The organism is Halomonas sp. OfavH-34-E (genome assembly GCF_024124525.1).
Classification (GTDB): domain Bacteria; phylum Pseudomonadota; class Gammaproteobacteria; order Pseudomonadales; family Halomonadaceae; genus Halomonas; species Halomonas litopenaei.
This window is the reverse complement of sequence record NZ_JAMXRY010000030.1, coordinates 18,689-39,657: the sequence shown is the minus strand read 5'-3', so window position 1 is coordinate 39,657 and position 20,969 is coordinate 18,689. Positions and strand designations below refer to the sequence as shown.

Below are 20,969 nucleotides of genomic sequence, written 5' to 3'. Positions count from 1 at the left end.
CCTTTCGATGAACAGATGACGCCGCCCTCCCGGCGAGGGCGGTCCAAGGAAAAAAAGGAAACGAGATGAGCACCCATCAGGACCTGATCGACCGCGACCGCAAGGTAACCTTCCACGCCTCCACCCACCTGCGTGACTTCGCCCATGGCGACGCACCGGGTCGCGTGATCACCGGCGGCAAGGGCATCAACATCGTCGACAAGGACGGTCGCGAGTTCATCGACGGTTTTGCCGGGCTGTACTGCGTCAACATCGGCTACGGCCGTACCGAGGTGGCCGAGGCCATCTACCAGCAGGCGCTGGAGATGTCCTACTACCACACCTACGTGGGCCACTCCAACGAGCCGCAGATCGCCCTGTCCGAGCAGATCCTCAAGCTCGCCGGCCCCGGCATGTCCAAGGTCTACTACGGCCTCGGCGGCAGCGATGCCAACGAGACCCAGCTCAAGCTGGTGCGCTACTACAACAACGTGCTTGGCCGTCCGCAGAAGAAGAAGGTCATCTCGCGTCAGCGCGGCTATCACGGTTCCGGTCTCGCCACCGGCTCGCTGACCGGTCTCAAGGCCTTCCACGACCAGTTCGACCTGCCCATGGCCGGCATCCTGCACACCGAAGCGCCGCACTACTACCAGCGCAGCGCCGAGCAGGAAAACATGAGCGAGCGTGAGTTCTCCGCCCACTGCGCGGCCAAGCTCGAGGAGATGATCCTGGCCGAGGGCCCGGACACCGTGGCGGCCTTCATCGGCGAGCCGGTGCTCGGCACCGGTGGTATCGTGCCGCCGCCGGAAGGCTACTGGGAGGCGATCCAGGCGGTACTGAACAAGTACGACATCCTGCTGATCGCCGACGAGGTGGTGTGTGGTTTCGGCCGTATCGGTGCCGACTTCGGTAGCCATGCCTACGGCATCAAGCCCGACCTGATCACCATCGCCAAGGGCCTGACCAGCGCCTACCAGCCGCTGTCCGGGGTGATCGTCGGCGATCGCGTGTGGCAGGTGCTGGAGCAGGGCACCAGCGAGCTGGGCCCGATCGGCCACGGCTGGACCTACTCCGGTCACGCCCTGGGCTGCGCCGCTGCCCTTGCCAACCTGGCGATCATCGAGCGCGAGGACCTGACCGGCAACGCCCGTGATACCGGCGCCTATCTGCAGAGCCGCATGCAGGCCGCCTTCGGCGATCACCCGATCGTCGGCGAGACCCGCGGCGTCGGCATGCTGGCGGCGCTGGAATTCGCCGTGGACCCGGAGACTCGCCGTCCCTTCGATCCCAGCCACAAGGTCGGTGCACGCATCGCCGCCGCTGCGCTGGAGCAGAACCTGATCGCCCGGGCGATGCCCCAGGGAGACATCCTCGGCTTCGCTCCGCCGCTGGTCACCACCCGTGACGAGGTCGACGAGATCGTTGCCCGCGCCGAGCGTGCGGTGAACAAGGTCACCGACGAGCTGGTCAAGGAAGGCGTACTGCAGACGGCCTGATGCCTGGTCCGATGCCTGGTCCGATGCCTGGTTGAGCCCAGGCCGGTGTCTGGCCTGACGCCCGCACCTTGGCAGGTGCAAAAGGGGCCGCTTCCTTGAAGGAGGCGGCCCCTGTCGGTTTTCATTCAGGTAGGCGAGCGCGGAACAGGTAGGCGAGCGCCGAAGCGCCGACAACGCCTGCCCTCCCTGCCTTGGCAACCGGTCTTCACGATATGAGTTCAAGGAGAAGGTCATGAAGGTGGATTCACCCCCTTGCCCGAGTCACGGCGTGACCCTGGACGAGATATTCAAGGCCCGGGGACGCATCGCCGGTCAGGTAACGCGCACGCCACTGGTGTTGTCGCGGTCCCTGTCCGAACGCTTCGACGCCGAGGTCTATCTCAAGCTCGAGACGCTGCAGCCCACCGGCGCCTTCAAGCTGCGCGGTGCCACCAACATGATCGCCGCACTGATCGAGCGCCATGGACGCGAGGCCCTGGCCCAGGGCGTCACCACCGCATCCACCGGCAATCATGGCCGCGCCGTGGCCTACGCCGCCTCCAGCCTTGGGGTGCCGGCGGTGATCTGCCTGTCGCGGCTGGTGCCGGCCAACAAGGTCGCTGCCATCGAGGCGCTCGGTGCCGAGGTGCGTCGCGTCGGCGCCAGCCAGGACGAGGCCTTCGAGGAGGTGGCGAGGCTGGTGCAGGAAGAGGGCATGACGCTGATTCCGCCCTTCGATGATCCGCTGATCGCGGCGGGGCAGGGCACCATCGGCATCGAGATCCTCGAGGACCTGCCGCGGGTCGATCGGGTCATCGTCGGGCTGTCCGGCGGTGGTCTGCTCGGCGGCATCGGCGCCGCGCTGAAGGGCGTTCGACCCCAGGCCAGAATCAGCGGGGTCAGTCTGTCGGCGGGAGCGGCCATGTGCGAGAGCCTCAAGGCCGGCAAGCCGGTGGCGGTGGAAGAGGTCGAGAGCCTGGGCGACTCGCTGGGCGGCGGCATCGGCCTCGACAACCGCTGCACCCTGGCGCTGGTCGAAGCGGTGATGGACGACCACTGTCAGGTGTCGGAAGGCGCCATCGCCCAGGCCATGGTGGACATGCTCGAAAGCGAGAAATTGCTGGTCGAAGGCGCCGCCGCCGTCGGACTGGCGGCACTGGCCGAGGGCCACCTCGAGGTCAAGGGGGAGCGGGTCGTGCTGGTGCTTTCCGGCAACGGGGTGTCACTGGATACCCTCGATCAGGCGCGCCGCCTGGCGGCGGATTGCGCCAGTCAAGGCCAGCGATAGACCGTCAAGGCCACCAACCGACAGACAAGCCCAGCAACAACCCGATCAGGAGCCAAGGATGCAACTCTACAAGCGTGAGCAGATCAGCCAGGCGGTCGCCATCGACCAGGACGCGCTGGCGGCGGTGGAAGCCGGTTTCGCCGCCCTGGGGCGTGGCGAGGTGGTGCAACCGCCGATCCTGTCCATGGCCATCGAGGAGGCCAACGGCGAGGTCGACGTCAAGACCGCCCATATTCGTGGCAACGAGCGCTTCGCCATCAAGGTCAGCCCCGGCTTCTTCGACAACCCCAAGCTGGGGCTGCCAAGCCTCAACGGGCTGATGATGGTGTTCTCCGCGCGCACCGGGCTGGTCGATGCGGTGCTGTTCGACGAGGGCTACCTGACCATGGTACGTACCGCCCTGGCCGGCGCCATCGCCGCCAAGCACCTGTCGCGGGAGAACAGCCGCCGGGTCGCGGTGCTGGGGGCCGGCGAGCAGGCGGTCAAGCAGGTCGAGGCGCTGCGGCTGGTGCGCGACATCACCGCCATCGACGTCTGGGCGCGAAGGTCCCAGGCCGCCGAGGAATACGCTACCCGCATGCGCGCTGCGGGTCTCGAGGTGACCGTCCACGACAGCGTGCGCGAGGCCTGCCGAGCGGCCGACATCATCGTCACCACGACGCCGTCGCAGACGCCGATCCTCGAGGCGGCGGACCTGCCGGAGGGCGTCCACGTCACCGCCATGGGCTCCGACAGTCCCGACAAGCGTGAACTGGCCGAGAACGTGCTGACCCGCGCGGACGCCTTCGTCTGCGATACCCGGCCCCAGAGCGAGTCCAACGGCGAGCTCAAGGCCCTTGCCGGTCGCGAGGTGCCCTTCAAGGTCCACGAACTGGGCGCGGTCATTGCCCGTGGCGAGCGTCTGCGGCTGTCGGACGCCACCATCACGGTATGCGACCTGACCGGTACCGGTGTCCAGGACACGGCCATCGCCGGGTTCGCCCTGACGCGTCTGTCGGCTGAGGATTCGGCACGATAGGCTTTGCCGAATCAGGCATTTTTGGGGAGGATGGGGGACCCTAATCCCGACAGGAGCCCCCATGCCCTCGCTGCAGTGCCTGCTGCGCCACCGGCGCCGACTGATCGTCATCATCGCCCGCCTGGGCTATACCGCCAAGGGGCTGGTGTACCTGCTGATCGGCGTGCTGGCGGCTCTCGGCGCTGTGGGCCTTGGCGGCGACAACGTCGGTACCAAGGAGGCGCTGGCACACCTGGCTCGCCAGCCCTTCGGCACCCTGATGCTGGGAGCCCTGGTGCTGGGGCTCTACGCCTACGCCGCCTGGCGGGGCTTGCAGGGGCTGTTCGATGTCGAGCACCGCGGGCGTAGCTGGAAGGCCCTGGGCACCCGCCTGGCGCTGGTCATCAGCGGTGGCATCTACGCCAGTCTCGGCTGGTATGGTGTCGAGCTGCTGGACGATCCCCAGGAGACCACCGGCGGCGCAGAGGAGCGCACCGCCATGCTGATGTCGCACCCCGGCGGCGTCTGGCTGGTGGCGATTCTGGGGGCGATCTTTATCGGCGTGGGGCTGCGTCAGTCGTGGCGCGCGCTGGCGCGCAGCTATCTCAATCGCTGGCGTCAGCAGGACATGAGCCAACGCCAGCGTGATCTGGCCTCGGGCCTCAGCCGCTGGGGGCTGGCCGCCAGGGGGCTGGTGTTCGCGCTGATCGGCAGTTTCCTGCTGGTGGCCGCCTGGCAGGTCGATCCCGCCAAGGCCGAAGGGCTCGGCGGCACCCTGGATACCCTGGCCGCCCAGCCCTTCGGCCCCTGGCTGCTCGCCGCCGTGGCCGGTGGACTGATGAACTACGGTACCTACTGCGTCATCAATGCCCGCTTTCGCAAGGTGAAAGTGTAGCGCCTTAAGCGGCCGTTCAGGACGCCCGGGGCTTCTTGGCCCGCACGGTCAGGGCGACGCCGGCAATGGCCAGCGCCATGCCGATCAGGGATACCGGCGGCAGCCCTTCATCGAACAGCCACCATGCCTCCACCGCGGTAACCGGCGGCACCAGGTAGAACAGGCTGGCGACGCGGGACGCCTCGCCACGCTTGATCAGCATCATCAGCAGCATGATGGCGGCGATGGACAGCACCAGCACCAGCCAGCCCAGCGTCAGCACAAAGGTCAGCGACCACTCCACCTCGCGGGTTTCCAGCAGCAGGCAGCCGGCGCCAAGCAAGGCCAGCGCCCCGAGGTACTGCACCACGGTGCCGCCGAGCAGCGGCATGCCGCTGCAATAGCGCTTCTGGTACAGCGTCCCCAGCGAAATCCCCACCAGCGCCACCAGGGTGCAGGCCAGCGCCGGCCAGCCAAACCCTTCGAAGGACAGCGCCGACAGGTCCATCTTGCCTCCCAGCACCAGGCTGACCCCGGCCAGCCCCAGGGCCAGTCCCATCCACTGCAGCGCAGACAGCCGCTCGCCCAGCAGGGGGCCCGCCAGCGCAGCGGTCAGCAAGGGTTGCAACCCCACCAGCAGGGACGCCAGTCCCGCCGGCATGCCCAGGCTGATGGCGTAGAACACGCCGCCCAGATAGCCGCCGTGAACCAGACAGCCGGACACCGCCACATGCCCCCACAGACGGGGACTCGACGGCCAGGCCGAGCGGGTCAGCCAGACGATGGGGACCAGCAGCGCCAGGGTGGCGGCGAAGCGAATGCTCAGGAAGGTGAAGGGCTCGGCGTAGGGCAGGCCGAACTTGGCACCGATGAAGCCGGTGCTCCACAGCACCACGAACACCAGCGGCATGGCCGGCAACAGCCAGGACGGCAGGGCGGGGCGACTCACGGGCACCTCGCACAAGGTGCGGTAAGCGGGCACCCGACAAAAGCTGCGGTAAGCGGCCACCCGACACACGATGCGGCAAGCGGGGGCTGGGCGGTGATCACTGAGGGTGGCATCGCGGGGACTTCCTTGTGGTTCATGTCATCGGCAGGGCGATCGCCCAATCATGATGCCCTATCCCGACTCCCTCAAGGAGGGGATTGCCAAGCGTTGTTCTCGTGCTTTGGTCGTAGGTCGTGGAGGGAGAGTGAGATTGGTCTGACCACGCCGATGCTTGTTTTTGCGCAGTTTATAGGCGAAATGGCCGCTGGTCAGACCAATAATGCAGACAGGTTGCGTTGAATGGGGCCGTTGGCCGCCTGGGGCCTTTTCGCTAGCTTTCTTTTCGATGACGCCCCGGGAGGGGGACGCCTCGCTTGCATCGAAGCGATGTCCCGTTCATGCCCCGAGGAGGTCCTCGCAAGGACGCGCACGGGCAACGCCCGGCTCAAGAGCGCAGCGGCGCACATCGCTTGCAACAGGCGGGCCTCGCTTGCGGCGAAAGTGCCTCGAGCGCTCATGACGATGCCATGGATCGACAACAACAACACATCGGGTGCGGCAGATCGAGACCGCACCGATCCACCAGGAGTTATGCCATGTCCCGGCTAGACAAGCCCCAGCAAGACCTTGATACGGCCTCGCCAACGGCCTCCCTGTCCGAACGCATCGCGACCCCGGACCGCCGCCGCTTTCTGAAGGCTGCTGCGGTTGGTTCCGCCGCCGCGGTGGCGGCACCCTGGGTCGGCAACGTCCAGGCTCAGCAGGGCATCCGCATCCGCATGCAGTCATCCTGGCAGCCCGGCACCACCGGCTACCGCATCTTCGAGGAGTGGGCCGCCGGCGTCGCCGAGGCCACCAGCGGCGAGGTCACCATCGAGCCGTTCCCGGCCGGAGCCGTGGCCGGTGCCTTCGAGGTAGCCGACGCGGTGCGCAACGGCGTGCTCGACGGCCAGAACTGGTTCACCGTCTACTGGCCGGGCAAGATGCCCGCCGGGGTCTTTCTCACCGCCTATCCCATGGGCCTGTCGGTACCTCACCAGTGGGACATGATGTTCGGTGCCTACGGCGGTTTCGGCATCGCCAAGGACCTCTACCGCAAGCAGGGTCAGGAGCTTCTGGGCTACGTCCACCACGACCTCAACCTGATCCACTCCAAGGTACCGCTGAGAAGCTTCGATGACTTCGAAGGGGTGAAGATCCGCATGCCCGGCGGCATCGTCGCCGAGACCTTCGCCAAGATCGGTGCGCGTACCACGCTGCTGCCGGGCTCCGAGGTCTATCCGGCGCTGGAGAAGGGCACCATCGACGCCGCCGACTACACCGGTGCGGCGGTCAACTTCGAGCTGGGCTTCTGGCAGGTGACCGACTACATCATCATGGGCCCGCCCTCGACTCCCTGTCTGCACCAGGCGGTCGACCTGATGGATATCGCGGTCAATCGCCGGGTCTACGAGCGCATGTCCGACCAGACCAAGGACCTGATGCACGACCTGGTCGCGGCCTACTCCCGCGAGCACTACGCCGCCATCCAGAAGGCCAACGCGGAGGCCTGGCCCAAGTACCGCGAGAAGGGCGTCGAGATCATCCACCTGTCCGAGGACGACGCCGACCGCTTCCGCGACGCCGCGATCCCGCTGTGGTTCGAATGGGCCAACAAGGATCCGGACGCGGCCAAGCTGTTCCGTGCCCACCTCAACACCATGCTCGATCCGTCGGTGGCACTGATCACCGAAGAGGACATCAAGGACTTCGAGCTCAACGCCTAGGCCTGCACGTGTCGACCGGGGCGACCCGGTCGACGTCGATGAATATTCCGTGGTCGCCTGGCGTTTCGCCAGGCGACCAGCGGAGGAGCGTCAATGAATCTACAGATTGATTTCGTTCTGCCGCACTGGCTCTACTGGGCGGTGCTGGCAGGACTGCCGCTGATCGTGATGCTGCTGGTGGATCGAAGCTTCCGCCGGGGTGGCGAGGTGAGCGGTGGCGATACCGCCGAGACCCCCGTCGCGACGAGCGAGCAGGCCTACGCAGCGCCTGGCAATGTGGTGACCCGCGGCATCGACCGCATTTCCGGCTTTGCCGGGCGCTACGTGGCCTACTGGTCGCTGATCGCGCCCTTCGTGTTCACCTACGAGGTGGTGCTGCGCTACGCCTTCAACTCGCCGACCAACTGGGCTCACGAGTCGATGACCCTGATGTTCGGCATGCAGTACCTGCTGGCGGGTGCCTTCGCGCTGCGCGAGGGCGGGCATGTGCGCGTCGATATCCTCTACCAGCGGGCGGCGCCGCTCAACAAGGCCGCGCTGGACCTGGTCACCTCGATCTTCTTCTTCATCTTCACCCTGGCGCTGTTGACCACCGGCTGGCGTTTCTTCTCGCAGTCGGTCAGCGACGTCTGGTGGTTCGGTGACAGCTACGCCAACGAGGTGTCCTTCACCGAATGGGCGGTGCAGTACTTCCCGGTCAAGTTCATGCTGTTCTTCGGTGCCTTGCTGCTGCTGTTGCAGGGGATCGCGCAGTTGATCAAGGACCTCCAGGCCTATCGTCACCACCGCGAGCACCACGAAGGCTCGACGGTGTTTGCCAGCAGTCTGGTGGTGCTGGCGGTGATCCTCGGCGCCTACACCATCCACGAAATCGTCAATATCGCCCTGACCGACTACGAGAGCCTGGCGCTCAGCCTGGAGAACTCGCTGTCCACGGTGGGTATCGGCGCGCTGACCCTGTTGATGTTCGGCACCCTGATGGTGGTGCTGGTAGCGGGGCTACCGCTGGCCTTCGTTACCGGCGGTCTGGGGGTGGTGTTCCTCTACCTGGTGGGCGATCAGCACATGCTGAACCTGATGCCTTCGCGCATCTTCCCGATGATGACCAACTACCAGCTCTCGGCCATTCCGCTGTTCATCTTCATGGCCTCGGTACTGGAGAAGGCCGGCATCATCGAAGAGCTGTTCGATGTGGTCTACAAGTGGATGGGCGGTCTCAAGGCGGGCCTGGCGATCGCCACCATCATCGCCTCGACGCTGCTGGCCGCCATGGTCGGGGTGATCGGCGCGGCGGTGGTGACCATGGGCCTGATCGCGCTGCCGGCCATGCTCAAGCGCAACTACCAGCCGGAGATCGCGCTGGGGTCGATCATGGCCGGGGGCACCCTGGGCATCCTCATCCCGCCGTCCATCCTGGCCATCATCTACGGCGTCATCGCCCAGCAGTCGGTGGGCGAGCTCTACCTGGGCTCGCTGATTCCTGGCCTGTTGCTGGCCGGCATGTACGCCTTCTACTGCTGGCTACGGGGCACCCTGAACGTCAAGGTGGCGCCGCCGATGCCGGAGGAAGACCGGGTCTCCACCGCCGAGAAGCTGCGCCTGCTGCGCAATATGCTGGCGCCTATCGCCCTGGTGTTGCTGGTGCTCGGCATCATCTTCACCGGGGTGGCGACCCCGGTGGAAGCGGCGGGTATCGGCACCTTCGGTGCGCTGGTGGTGGCGGCGATGCACAAGCGGCTGACCTGGCCCAACCTGCACGCCGCCTGCATGACCACCCTGGTGGCGACCGCCATGGTCATGTGGATCATCTTCGGTGCCAGCATCTTCGTCGGCTTCTACATCCTGCAGGGCGGCCAGACCTTCGTGCAGGAGCTGATCGCCGGGGCAGGGCTTGGCCCCTACGCGGTGCTGGCGCTGATGATGGTGCTGCTGGTGGCGCTGGGGATGTTCCTGGACTGGGTCGGTATCCTGCTGCTGGCGGTGCCGATCTTCGTGCCGCTGATCAAGGGGCTGGACTTCACCGGGGTATTTGGCCTGCCCGGTGTGGACCCCGCCGACGTCTCGCTGTGGTTCGGGGTGATCTACCTGGTCAATATGCAGATGTCCTTCCTCAGCCCGCCGTTCGGCTATGCGCTGTTCTACATCAAGGGGGTGTGTCCGCCGCATATCACCATGGGCCAGATCTTCCGTTCGTCCTTTCCCTTCCTTGCGCTGCAAGCGCTGGGCCTGCTGCTGGTGATCATGTTCCCGGCGCTGGTCACCTGGCTGCCCAACCTGGCCTACGGCTAGTCGGGCGGTGTCATGACAACGCCTCCGGCCGACTCGGCCGGAGGCGTTTTTGCAAGATGGTCAGCAATGGCAGGCAACACGCCTTTTTCGGTGCTTCGCCGAAGAATTGCGTGGCGTATCATGACGCTTATCCCCATGGCCTGCCGTGGCCTCTGGCGGTTGTCGCCGACCGGCGACGCGGAGGCGAAAATGGCTTGCATTTCGTAACACGATTGTGGGGAACCCTCATGCAACTGCGTCGTCACACTGTGCGAGCGATTGACGAATTCTCAACCACCTCCTGGAGGACTTCATGCAACGATTCACCGCCCTGATCACCGCCGCCCTGCTTTCTGCTGGTCTGATGAGCGCCACCGCCCATGCCCAGGATGCAAACGCGCAGGCGTCAGGCAACGCTGACGTCGAGGCTGCCGCTCAGGCGCAGAATTTCTCTGATGCCCAGCTCGAGAAATTCGCCGACGCTTCCAAGGAGATCGCCGCGATTTCCCAGGACTACACCCAGCAGCTGCAGGAAGCCGAAGGCCAGCAGGCCCAGCAGGATGTGCGCACCGAGGCCAACCAGAAGATGGTCGAAGCCGTCCAGCAGAGCGGGCTCGAGGTCGAGACCTTCAACGCTATCGGTCAGGCCATCCAGCAGAACCCGGACATGATGAAGCGCGTACAGGAGATGGCGCAGTCGTGAGCTGACCGCCACTCGCGCCAGTCAAAGAGGCTGGCCGCCTAGATCGACGCCCGCCGCCCTCGAGGTCGGCGGGCGTTGTTGTTTGCAGTGCTGAAGATGTTTGCACAGGGCGAGGATTCGAGCGGCCGGTCGGGTGTGAAGTCGTGATCAACGAAGGATGGATCGGTCATCAGGTCGCAGTGTCAGCAATGCCTGGCTCTCCGGGCCACGCTCGATGGCTTCTGCGGCGTTTGGCGAGAGGCCGATCAAGATACTGCTAATGCTTTACAGCCGCTGGCCTCGGCTCCATGCTTCCGAGAGTCAGAGGGTGGGGGACCAGGGAGCGTCCTGCTGCCAACCACGGCGACCGCGCGGAGGACACCATGGAAGCGGAACTGTTGGAAATCAGCCAGCATATGGGGCGCTTTGCGCCCTTTGACGGGCTGTCGGAGGAGTTGCTGGACGAGGTCGCCGGGCAGGTGCAGGTCAGCTACTTCAAGGCCGGCTCGACCATTCTCGAGCTTGATGCCGTGCATCAGGAGTTCTGCTACATCCGCAGCGGCGCGGTGGAGGTCACCCGGCGCAACGGAGAGCTCTACAACCTGCTGGGGGAGGGCGACATCTTTGGCCACTTCAGCCTGCTGCGCCACAGTCGTGTGCGCTTCCCGGCCAAGGCGCTGGAAGACAGCCTGATCTACTTCATCCCCGAGGCGATGTTTCATCAGCTGTGCGAAGCCGACGAGCAGTTCGCCGAGTTCGTCGAGGTGGATCGCCCACGGCTCGAGACGGCGGTGGAAAGTCAGCGCAAGAACAACGACATGATGGTGACGCGGATCCGCAAGCTGCTGACTCGCTATCCCGTCATGGTCGAGGCGCGGGCCACGGTGCAGGAGGCGGCGCGCCAGATCAGCGAGTCCCAGGCCTCGGCGGTGCTGGTGCTGGACAAGCCCGAGAACAACCCGCGCTACACCTTCAAGGATAGTGAAGGTGGCTACTGGCAGGTCACCGGGATCCTGACCGACAGCGACTTTCGCACCAAGGTCGTGGCCGAGGGACTGTCGCCGGATACTCCGGTGGGCGAGGTCGCCGGCCGCCGCCTGATCGCGGTGCAGTCCGACGAGTCGGTGCAGGAGGCGATGCTGTGCATGCTGCGCAACAATATCCACCACCTGCCGGTGATGCACCGTCGTTCACCGGTGGGCATCGTGCACCTCTCCGACATCATCCGCTACGAGACCCAGAGCAGCCTCTATCTGGTCAGCAATATCTTCCATCAGCCGTCGGTGGAGTGTCTGGCCAAGCTGGCGCCGGACGTCCAGGCCGCCTTTGTGCGCATGGTTCACGACGGTGCCGACTCGCAGATGGTGGGCAAGGCGCTGTCGACCATCGGACGCAGCTTCACCCGGCGACTTCTGGAGATGGCGGAAGAGGAGCTCGGGCCGCCACCGGTGCCATACTGCTTCATGGCGCTGGGATCGATGGCGCGCAACGAGCAGAGCATCGTCACCGACCAGGACAATGCCCTGGTACTGTCCGATGACTTCGATCCGGCGTTGCACGACGAGTACTTCGCGACCATGGCCAAGCGGGTCAGCGATGGCCTGGCCGCCTGCGGTTATACCTACTGCAAGGGGGACGTGATGGCCACCAATCCGAAGTGGCGCCAGCCGCTGTCGGTGTGGAAGGGCTACTTCACCGAATGGATCGAGCGCCCATCACCGGAAGGGTTGCTGCACAGCTCGATCTTCTTCGATCTGGACACGGTCCACGGTGACAATCCGCTGGTGGAGGAGTTGCAGGACCTGGTCGCCACCAAGGCGTCGAAGCACAAGCGCTTTCTTTCCGCCATGGCGCGTAATGCACTGAATCGGACGCCGCCGCTGGGCATCTTCCGCACCTTCGTGATGGAGAAGGACGGCAAGCACAACAACTCAATCAATCTGAAGCGTCGCGGCACGGCGCCGATGGTGGACCTGATCCGTATCCATGCCCTGGCCTGTGGTTCCCGCGCCCAGAACAGCTTTGACCGCCTGGACGATATCGATCGTACCCAGTTGCTGGCGCCCGGGGTCAGCGACAAGCTGCGCTACGCGCTCGAGTTTCTGTCCATGTCGCGGATTCGTCACCAGGTCATCGATCTGGAGCACGAGCACGAGCCCGACAACAATATCGAGCCGGAAAACGTCTCCAGCGAGGAGCGACACAATCTCAAGGATGCCTTCCAGGCGCTCAGCAACGCCCAGAAGTTCCTCAAGTTCCGTTATCCCATGACCAGCAGGTAGCCGCCATGCCGTTGCTTCGCCCCAAGACTCGCTCGGCACCGGATTGGCACGACTACCTGGTCGCCCGACGTCAGAAGAGCCGCCAGCAGGCGCTGGTGGACTTCTTCGCCGGGGCCGACTTGTCGCCGATCCTGCCGATTCAGGAGGCGCCGCTGATGGCACTGGACCTGGAGACCACCGGGCTCGATCCCAGGCGTGACGAGATCGTCTCGATTGGCCTGGTGCCCTTTTCGCTGTCGCGTATTCGGCTCGCCGAGCGGCGCTACTGGGTGGTGCGTCCCCATCGCACCCTGAACGCCGAGTCGGTGACCTTTCATCACATCACCCACGCCGATATCCAGGGGGCTCCGCGGATCGAGGAGGTGCTCGCCGATGTCTTCCGCGCCATGGCCGGCCACCTGCTGGTGGTGCACTTTCGCCATATCGAGAGGTCCTTTCTGGACGCCGCGGTACGCGCGGCCTGGAAGGAGTCACTGAGCTTCCCGGTGATCGACACCATGTCGCTGGAGGCGCGCATCCACCGTCAGTCGACCATGGCGCGCTTTCGTCGCTGGATGGGCCGCCCACCCAGGTCGATCCGCCTGCACGACAGTCGGCTGCGCTACGGGCTACCACATTATCATGGGCACCACGCCCTGACCGACGCCATCGCCACGGCGGAGCTGCTGCAGGCGCAAGTAGCCGGCAACTACGGTCCGGAGACGCCCATCGGCATGCTGTGGAGCTGAATAAGGGAGTTGAGCTGCCCGTCGATGCGTCAGCCATCTCTCCAAAAGAAAAGCGGCAGCCCGAGGGCTGCCGCTTTTTTCGTGCACTTGCTGTCTGCGTAAGGCAGGTCTAGACCGCCTTGGGCTCGCTCATCAGGCCCTTGATGATGGCGTAGCAGGCCACCAGCAGCACCAGGGTGAACGGCAGCCCGGTCGAGACCGCCGCCGCCTGCAGGGCGGTAAGACCGCCGCCCAGCAGCAGGGCGATGGCGATGGCGCCCTCGATGATGGCCCAGAACACGCGCTGCGGCTTGGGTGCGTCGACCTTGCCGCCGGCGGTGATCGAGTCGATGACCAGCGAACCGGAGTCCGAGGAGGTCACGAAGAACACGATGACCAGCACGATGCCGATGAAGGAAGTGATCGAGGCCAGCGGCAGCTCGCCGAGCATGGCGAACAGCTTGAGCTCGAGGGCGGCGTCCTGGACGCCCTGGAAGCCATCGGTGATGTACTGCTCGATGGCGGTACCGCCGAAGGAGGTCATCCACAGCACCGATACCAGGGTCGGGACCAGCAGCACGGCGGTGAGGAACTCACGCACGGTGCGGCCACGGCTGACCCGAGCGATGAACATGCCGACGAACGGAGACCAGGAGATCCACCAGGCCCAGTAGAAGGCGGTCCAGCCCTGAACGAAGTTGGCGTCCTCGCGACCGAAGGGGTTGGACAGCGCCGGCAGCTCGGCCAGGTAGTGACCCAGGTTGGTGAAGAAGCCGGTGGCGATGGCCAGAGTCGGGCCCACCAGGATCACGAACGCCAGCAGCAGGAAGGCCAGCACCATGTTCACCTGGGACAGGCGCTGCACACCCTTGTCGACGCCAAGCATGATGGAACACAGCGCAACGGCGGTGATGCCGGCGATCAGCAGCACCATGGTGGTGTCGGTATTCGGCGTACCGAACAGCTCGTTCAGGCCCGCGGCGGCCTGGGAGGCACCGAGCCCCAGCGAGGTGGCCAGACCGAACAGGGTGGCAAATACCGCCAGGATGTCGATCAGGTGGCCCGGCCAGCCCCATACGCGCTCGCCCAGGATCGGGTAGAACACCGAGCGCATGGTCAGCGGCAGACCCTTGTTGAAGGCGAAGATGGCCAGTGACAGGCCGACGATGGCGTAGGCCGCCCAGGGGTGCAGACCCCAGTGGAAGATGGTTGCCGCCATGCCGAGATCGACCGCGGCCTGTTCGTCACCGGCGGCGGCGCCCAGCGGAGCCCAGTCGGTACGTATGCCGTTTTCGCCGACCGAAGTGCCCCCGAGCGCGGTGGAGAAATGGGTCATCGGCTCGGACACGCCATAGAACATCAGACCGATGCCCATGCCGGCGGCGAACAGCATGGCGAACCAGCCCATGTAGCTGTAGTCGGGCGTGGCCTCGGCACCACCGATGCGGACCTTGCCAAGCGGGGTGAAGATCAGTCCCAGTGCCAGCAGCACGAATACGTTGCCGCCGAGCAGAAAGACCCAGGACAGGTTGCTGGTCAGCCAGCCACGGATGCCATTGAAGAACGGCTCGGCGCCGCCCTGAAAGGCCAGGGTCAGGATCACGAAGACCAGGATCAGCAGCGATGAGACGGTGAACACCTTGCCGTGCAGGTCCACGTCCACGCCGAAGGACTTGGTGACGATATTGTCCTGACCGATAACGTAGTCCGTATCGATCAGGTTGGCTGGCCCCTCCGGGGCCGGTACTCCTTCACTACCGGTATCGGCAGATGAAGGCTTGTGGTTGGGGTCTTTTTCCACGTGCGATCTCCCTTGCGTTGAAAAATGGTAACTGTGGCGTCACGCCATCGACTCGGAGCGGGGTCGCGGCTGGCTTGCCTGTCATCGACACCGTACGGTCCAGCCTGCCTGAAGTGTGGCCTGCCTGAGCCAGCTTGCCAGTTGTGCCGTCAACGGCATCTGTTCGAAGGCCGCCCGGGCACGCCTGGGTCAGCTTGCCACGATCGTCCGAGACCCAAGGTTCTGCCGGCGACCGCTTGCACCGCGTGGGCGACGCAGGTGCTGGCCGCAACGACAGCAGGGGCGCCCCGGGGCACCCCTGACCATTGCCACAGCATCATGACGGTGGCGTGGCATCTATCGGACTCAGGCCTCGCCGAGCCACTCCTTGACCACGTCCTGGTTGTCCTCGACCCACTTCTGGGCGTTTTCGTAGGGATCGGTGTCGTCTTCCTGATTCATCAGCATGACTTCACCCATCATTTCCGTGGTCCACTCGAAGTTCTCGAGGATGGCGTAGGCCTCCGGCATGTCCTCTTCGAGGCCCTGACGGACGATGGTGTGGATCTGTTCGGCACCACCGTAGACGCCCTGGGGGTCCTCGAGGTACTTGAGGTCCCAGCGGGCGAACATCCAGTGCGGGGTCCAGGTGGTGACCACGATCGGCTCGCCACGGTCGATGGCGCTGCCCAGTGCGGCGGTCATGGTAGCGCCGCTGCCGGTGCGCAGGTCCAGGTCGAGCTCGTAGGCGTCGACCACTTCCTCGGTCAGACGCATCAGGCCGGCGCCGGGATCGATACCGATGATCTCGCCATTGAACTGGTCGGCGTGTTCATTGAGCTCATCAATCGAGTTGACCTCGGAATCTGCCGGAACCGCAAGGCCCAGCTTGGTGCCGTCGAGGTTGACGCCGGCATCGACCAGCTGGTCCTGGAGGCGCGCGTAGTAGTCCTCGTGGGTGGTCGGCAGCCAGCCGGCGAGCAGAGCGTCGGCGTCGCCGCTGGCGACGGACTGCCACATGGCCGCGGCAGACAGTGCGGAGGTCTCGACCTCGTAGCCGGCCTGTTCGAGCACAGCACGAACCACGTTGGTCGACGCCACGGTGGACGACCACTCGACGTAGGCCAGGTGCACGGAACCCTTGTCCTGGGCGTGAACACTGGTGGCGGCGGCGCTGATGGCCAGGGCCAGACCGAGAGAACGAGTTGCCTTGGGTGACATGGTGCGACTCTCCTTGCGATAAGAGGTATTAGCGTGAAGCAGGCGACAGTGTCTTGCAAATGCCGCCCCGCAGGCTCCCCCGGCCGAGGGAGCCCGCGTCGAGCGTTTACTGCTTGCGCTCCTTGCGCAGAGACTGGGTCAGGCGATCCAGCAGCATCGCCAGGATGACCACCGCGATGCCGGCCTCGAAGCCATCGCCCGGACGCAGTCGCTGGATGGCTCGCCAGACCTCGCTGCCCAGGCCATCGGCGCCGATCATGGCGGCGATCACCACCATCGACAGGGCCAGCATGATGGTCTGGTTGATGCCGGCCATTACCGTGGGCAGCGACAGCGGCAGCTGCACCTTGACTAGCTTCTGGCCGCGGGTGGCGCCGTAGGCGTCGGCGGCCTCGATCAGCTCCACCGGTACCTGACGGATGCCCAGGGTGGTGAAGCGAATGGCCGGCGGCATGGAGAAGATCACGGTGGCAAAGATCGCCGACACCGAGCCGATACCGAAGAACGGGATCGCCGGGATCAGGTAGACGAAGGCCGGCATGGTCTGCATGAAGTCCAGCACCGGCATGATCAGGCGGTAGAGTCGATCGGACAGCGCCGCGGCGATACCCACCGGCAAGGCGATGACCACCGCCACCAGGGTGGCGATGACGACCAGGGTCAGGGTCTCGATCATCGGGTCCCACAGATCGAGGTTCCAGATCAGGCCAAGGCCCAAGACCGCGCCGATGGCGAGCCTGGGGCTTGCCATCTTCCAGCACAGGCCGGCGATGATCAGCAGCAGGGCCCAGTCGGGCAGCCACATCAGGGCGTCATTGAGACCGTCGATACCGGTCTGGGTAATCCGCGAGATGCCGCGGGTGACGGCAGAGTATTCGGTGGTCAGCCAGCTCAGGCCGGTTTCGATCCAGTCACCGAGGGGAATGCGAGGAATCTCGATCGCCATTAGTGGTCTCCTGCCTGTGCCAGTTCATCCAGTACCGCGCCCTTGACCACCACGCCCAGCAGGCGTCGCTCGTCGTCGATGACGGCGATGGGGAAGCTCTTTTCGTTGAACAGCGCGAACAGATTGTGCAGCGGCTCGTCGGGCCCCACGGTGCGGAAGTCCTGGGTCATCACGCTATCCAGTCGATCCTGTCCGCTCTGGATGGCGCTGTTGGCGGCGTCGGCTTCGACCAGTCCCTTGAGCTTGCGATCGCGGCTGGTGACATAGATCGAGTCCATGGCGTTTTCTTTCATCTTGCGCAGTGCGGTACGCGGGCCGTCGTCCTCGCGGGCGGTCGCGCGCACCGGGCGCATGGCGCTCTCGGCGGTCAGCACCCGGGACATGTCGACGCCCTCGATGAAGCGCTCGACGTAGTCGTCGGCCGGCTTGGTCAGGATCTCCTCCGGCGTGCCGATCTGCACCACCTCACCGTCCTTGAGCAGGACGATGCGGTCACCGATGTTCAGCGCTTCGTCCAGGTCGTGGGTGATGAACACCGTGGTCTTCTTCATGCGGTGCTGGAGTTCCAGCAACTCCTGCTGCATATCCTTGCGGATCAGCGGGTCGAGCGCCGAGAAGGCCTCGTCCATCAGCAGCACGGTGGAGTCATTGGCCAGCGCCCGGGCCAGGCCGACACGCTGCTGCATGCCGCCGGACAGCTGATTGGGGTAGGCGTCTTCCCATCCGTTAAGCCCGACCTGGGTCAGGGCGTCACGGGCGGTCTTGGCGCGGGTGTCGGCGTCGATGCCGCGAATCTCCAGCCCGAATTCCGCGTTCTGCTGCACGGTACGGTGGGGGAACAGGGCAAAGTTCTGGAAGACCATCGAGAAGTGACGGCGGCGGCACTCCAGCAGTGCCTTGTCGGAGAGCTGCGGAATGTCCTCGCCGTCGATGATGATCTCGCCTTCGGTGGGCTCGATCAGCCGGTTGAGGCAGCGGATCAGGGTCGACTTGCCCGAGCCTGAGAGGCCCATGATCACCAGCAGTTCGCCTTCATGGACATCGAAGTCGATGTTCGACAGGCCCAGGGTCTGGCCGGTCTTGTCCAGGATTTCAGGACGCTTGAGCCCTTCATCGCGTAGCTTGAGTGCCTTCTTCGGCTGGTCGCCGAAGACCTTGCTCAGCCCGCGAACCTTGATCTTGACGGATCGGTTCTCGCTCATGGGTAGGGGTGCCTTGTTGGGTTGCGTAAACACGTCCAGCCGGTCGAACGATGAAGGTCGACGTCACGTGCATCCTGGCGTCGGCGTTCATCGTCCAGCGCTGGCGCGGCTGCGTCAGGGGCGGCACTCCTTGCCGCATCCCCACGGCTGAACAGCATGCCAGCTTTCACCGTTGAGGCGCAGAAAGGTGCAATACCCTAAAGGTCTTTGAAAGATCATTCAAATTCAGCATGGGCGCACGTTGACTGAATCGAGAAAGCCCCGATGGGTGCGGTATTGGGTAGAAGTGGGGGAGAAGCCCATGCCGGAACGGCATGGGCAAGGGGAGCTATTTCCCTGTCGCGCTTCCTGTCGCGGTCAGTATCGGCGCCGCTCAGCGTACCCGCGTCAGCCGGATCAGACGACCGGGATCGCTGTCGGTCAGCAGGTAGATGGCGCCGTCGGGGCCGAGTCGCACGTCGCGGATGCGGCCGACCTCGCCATCCAGCACCACCTCGCGCTCGATGATGCTGTCGCCCTCGAGGCGCAGGCGCAGCAGTCGCTCGCCGCGAAGCCCGCCCGCCAGCAGATCGCCCTGCCAGGCGGGAAATTCTTCACCGCTGACCACGGCGAGCCCGGACGGCGCAAAGCGTCCTTCGAACACATGCGCCGGATCGCGCATGCCCGGGGCACTGTCGACGCCCAGCGGCAGGTTGGTGGCGTAGTCGCGTCCGCGGGTCACCTCGGGCCAGCCGTAGTTCTCGCCGGGCAGAATACGATTGAGTTCGTCGCCGGTGCGCGGGCCATGCTCGGTCGACCACAGGGTGCCGTCGGCAGCCTGGGCAAGGCCCTGAGGGTTGCGGTGGCCGATCGAGTAGACCTCGGGGGCCGCGTCATCGTCGAAGCCCGGATTGTCCGGCGCGGGATCGCCGTCTGCGGTCAGCCTGAGCAGGCTGCCGGCGTGGTCTGCCGGGTCCTGGGCGCGGCTCTTGCTGACGCCGCGATCGCCGATGGTCAGCCACAGCAGGCCCTGGTCGTCGAACAGCAGGCGGCCACCGTAATGGCGGCCTGGCGTGGAAAAGCGATTCTGCACAAAAATTGGCGTTATCGCGCCCAGGGCGTCGTCCTCGAACCTGACCCGTGATACCGCCGTGGCGTCGTCCGAGTCGCCGTCCTTGCCGGGCTGCGCCCAGCTGAAGTAGAGCCAGTCGTGTGTGCCATCGCCGAATTGCGGATGCAGCGCCAGGTCAAAGAGCCCACCCTGGCCGCGGTGTGAGACCTGGGGCAGGCCGTCGAGTCTCTGGACATCACCGTCATCCACCAGCGCCAGGGTCCCGGGCTGCTCGGCGACCAGCATGCGCCCATCGGGCAGAAAGGCCAGCGACCAGGGGGTGTCCAGCTCATCGGTGATCAGCTCGAGCGCGACCGGGTGATGAAGCCCCGGCACCTGCTCGGGCAACGACGCCGCCTGGGCGCCTGCAGGCAATGACAATGTCAGCAGGGCGAGGGTGAGGCTTCGCAACATGGAGACTCCGCACGGCAAGTATGGGTTTCCGGTGGCGGACCGCTTCCCAGTCCCGGGCACGCCGAGCGGCGATGGCGTGCCAGGTCGACGGAGACGCTTTTCCTGCCAAGGTCAACAAGCGTTACAGCAGCAGCGCCAGCAGCACCGGTAGATAGATCAAGGATAGCAGTGTGGAACAGAACACCAGGCTCGCCACATAGGCGGGCTCGCGCTGGGACTTCTGGGCAAACAGATAGTTGAACACCGCCACCGGCATGCTCATCTGCAGCACCAGGATCGCCAGTGCCATGGGGGGCAGGTCAAGCCAGATGCCTATGCCCCAGGCCACGCCCGCCGCCAGGGGGATGCGCAAGAGGCTGAACCAGACGCCCGAGCGCAGGCTTCTGACCTGGATGCTGGCCAGCGACACCCCCAGGGTGATCAGCATCAGCGGCACGGTGAAGCCTGAAATCAGATCGACGCTGTTCTGCAGCCACAGCGGCAGTTCGGTGTCGGTGAACAACAGCGCGATGGAGATCAGGATGGCGTAGACCGTGGGCGTCTTGACCAGCGACTTCAGCGGATTGCCGCGACTGGCCAGCATGGTGCCCAGGGTGAACTGGAACAGCGACACCGTCACCATCACCGTGATGCCGAAGGCGAAACCTGCCTCGCCGAAGGCGTAGAGGATCACCGGTAGCCCCATGTTGCCGGTGTTGGGGTACATGGTGGGAGCCAGCAGTACCCGCCAGTCCTTGCGCAGCACCAGCGCCAGCACGAAGGCCAGCGCGGCCATGGCGCACAGCACCAGGGCGGCTGCCAGCATGGTGCGACCGAAGCTCGAGGCGTCGATCTCGGCGCCCGCCAGCGAGGCGATCACCAACGCAGGCGTACCGATGTTGAACACCAGTTTGGTGACGAAGGCCACTGGATAGTCGAAACCGCGGCGGATCCAGAAGAATCCGAGACCGGCGCCGGTGATCACCGGCGCCATCACGGCGAAGAGTTGGGCAAACATGCGAGGATCTATC

16 protein-coding genes are annotated in these 20,969 nt (G+C 65.2%); 9 read left to right on the top strand and 7 right to left on the bottom strand.

The features are described from left to right. The first annotated feature begins 65 nt into the window (after positions 1 to 65). The 4 genes from NH448_RS14040 to NH448_RS14025 all read left to right on the top strand — a co-directional run bounded on the left by NH448_RS14040 (position 66) and on the right by NH448_RS14025 (position 4,634). Positions 66 to 1,475, top strand: a complete 1,410-nt coding sequence (locus tag NH448_RS14040) for an aminotransferase (protein WP_045992026.1) — start codon at positions 66 to 68, stop codon at positions 1,473 to 1,475. A gap of 232 nt (positions 1,476 to 1,707) precedes the next feature. Beyond that, complete coding sequence (gene eutB / locus NH448_RS14035; protein ID WP_045992025.1) at positions 1,708 to 2,742, top strand: hydroxyectoine utilization dehydratase EutB; 1,035 nt, start codon at positions 1,708 to 1,710, stop codon at positions 2,740 to 2,742. Positions 2,743 to 2,800: 58 nt separating this feature from the next. After that, on the top strand, positions 2,801 to 3,760 hold the full coding sequence (locus NH448_RS14030) for a cyclodeaminase (RefSeq protein WP_045992024.1): 960 nt from the start codon (positions 2,801 to 2,803) through the stop codon (positions 3,758 to 3,760). A gap of 61 nt (positions 3,761 to 3,821) precedes the next feature. Next, entirely contained in the window at positions 3,822 to 4,634 is an 813-nt protein-coding gene (locus NH448_RS14025; protein WP_045992023.1) for a DUF1206 domain-containing protein, read from the top strand. A 16-nt stretch (positions 4,635 to 4,650) separates the two neighbouring features. Here NH448_RS14025 and NH448_RS14020 read toward each other — a convergent pair whose 3' ends face one another. Next, positions 4,651 to 5,523 (bottom strand): DMT family transporter, encoded by an 873-nt coding sequence (locus NH448_RS14020; RefSeq protein WP_045992043.1) that lies wholly within the window; start codon positions 5,521 to 5,523, stop codon positions 4,651 to 4,653. A 674-nt stretch (positions 5,524 to 6,197) separates the two neighbouring features. Here NH448_RS14020 and dctP point away from each other — a divergent pair. From dctP to NH448_RS13995, 5 genes are all read left to right on the top strand, one after another. Then, entirely contained in the window at positions 6,198 to 7,367 is a 1,170-nt protein-coding gene (gene dctP, locus NH448_RS14015) for a TRAP transporter substrate-binding protein DctP (protein WP_083970293.1), read from the top strand. A 93-nt stretch (positions 7,368 to 7,460) separates the two neighbouring features. Further along, entirely contained in the window at positions 7,461 to 9,656 is a 2,196-nt protein-coding gene (locus NH448_RS14010) for a TRAP transporter large permease subunit (RefSeq protein ID WP_052704293.1), read from the top strand. A gap of 292 nt (positions 9,657 to 9,948) precedes the next feature. Continuing rightward, positions 9,949 to 10,338: a DUF4168 domain-containing protein gene (locus NH448_RS14005; protein ID WP_045992022.1), complete on the top strand. Its 390-nt coding sequence runs from the start codon at positions 9,949 to 9,951 to the stop codon at positions 10,336 to 10,338. Positions 10,339 to 10,700: 362 nt separating this feature from the next. Beyond that, on the top strand, positions 10,701 to 12,599 hold the full coding sequence (locus NH448_RS14000; protein ID WP_045992021.1) for a DUF294 nucleotidyltransferase-like domain-containing protein: 1,899 nt from the start codon (positions 10,701 to 10,703) through the stop codon (positions 12,597 to 12,599). A gap of 5 nt (positions 12,600 to 12,604) precedes the next feature. Continuing rightward, the gene (locus NH448_RS13995) at positions 12,605 to 13,327 is read left to right on the top strand and encodes a 3'-5' exonuclease (protein ID WP_045992020.1); all 723 of its coding nucleotides are present in this window, start codon (positions 12,605 to 12,607) and stop codon (positions 13,325 to 13,327) included. Positions 13,328 to 13,436: 109 nt separating this feature from the next. On the opposite strand, the gene NH448_RS13990 is transcribed toward NH448_RS13995, so the two are convergent. The 6 genes from NH448_RS13990 to NH448_RS13965 all read right to left on the bottom strand — a co-directional run bounded on the left by NH448_RS13990 (position 13,437) and on the right by NH448_RS13965 (position 20,956). Then, positions 13,437 to 15,107: a BCCT family transporter gene (locus tag NH448_RS13990; RefSeq protein ID WP_045992019.1), complete on the bottom strand. Its 1,671-nt coding sequence runs from the start codon at positions 15,105 to 15,107 to the stop codon at positions 13,437 to 13,439. Positions 15,108 to 15,452: 345 nt separating this feature from the next. Further along, positions 15,453 to 16,307, bottom strand: a complete 855-nt coding sequence (locus NH448_RS13985) for a glycine betaine ABC transporter substrate-binding protein (protein ID WP_045992018.1) — start codon at positions 16,305 to 16,307, stop codon at positions 15,453 to 15,455. A 106-nt stretch (positions 16,308 to 16,413) separates the two neighbouring features. Next, positions 16,414 to 17,247, bottom strand: a complete 834-nt coding sequence (locus NH448_RS13980; protein WP_045992040.1) for a proline/glycine betaine ABC transporter permease — start codon at positions 17,245 to 17,247, stop codon at positions 16,414 to 16,416. Positions 17,248 to 17,252: 5 nt separating this feature from the next. Next, positions 17,253 to 18,455: a glycine betaine/L-proline ABC transporter ATP-binding protein gene (locus tag NH448_RS13975; protein WP_045992017.1), complete on the bottom strand. Its 1,203-nt coding sequence runs from the start codon at positions 18,453 to 18,455 to the stop codon at positions 17,253 to 17,255. A 373-nt stretch (positions 18,456 to 18,828) separates the two neighbouring features. Next, positions 18,829 to 19,959: a PQQ-dependent sugar dehydrogenase gene (locus NH448_RS13970; protein ID WP_052704292.1), complete on the bottom strand. Its 1,131-nt coding sequence runs from the start codon at positions 19,957 to 19,959 to the stop codon at positions 18,829 to 18,831. Between the two features lie 121 nt (positions 19,960 to 20,080). Beyond that, positions 20,081 to 20,956, bottom strand: a complete 876-nt coding sequence (locus NH448_RS13965; protein ID WP_045992015.1) for an AEC family transporter — start codon at positions 20,954 to 20,956, stop codon at positions 20,081 to 20,083. Between the last annotated feature and the right edge of the window lie 13 nt (positions 20,957 to 20,969).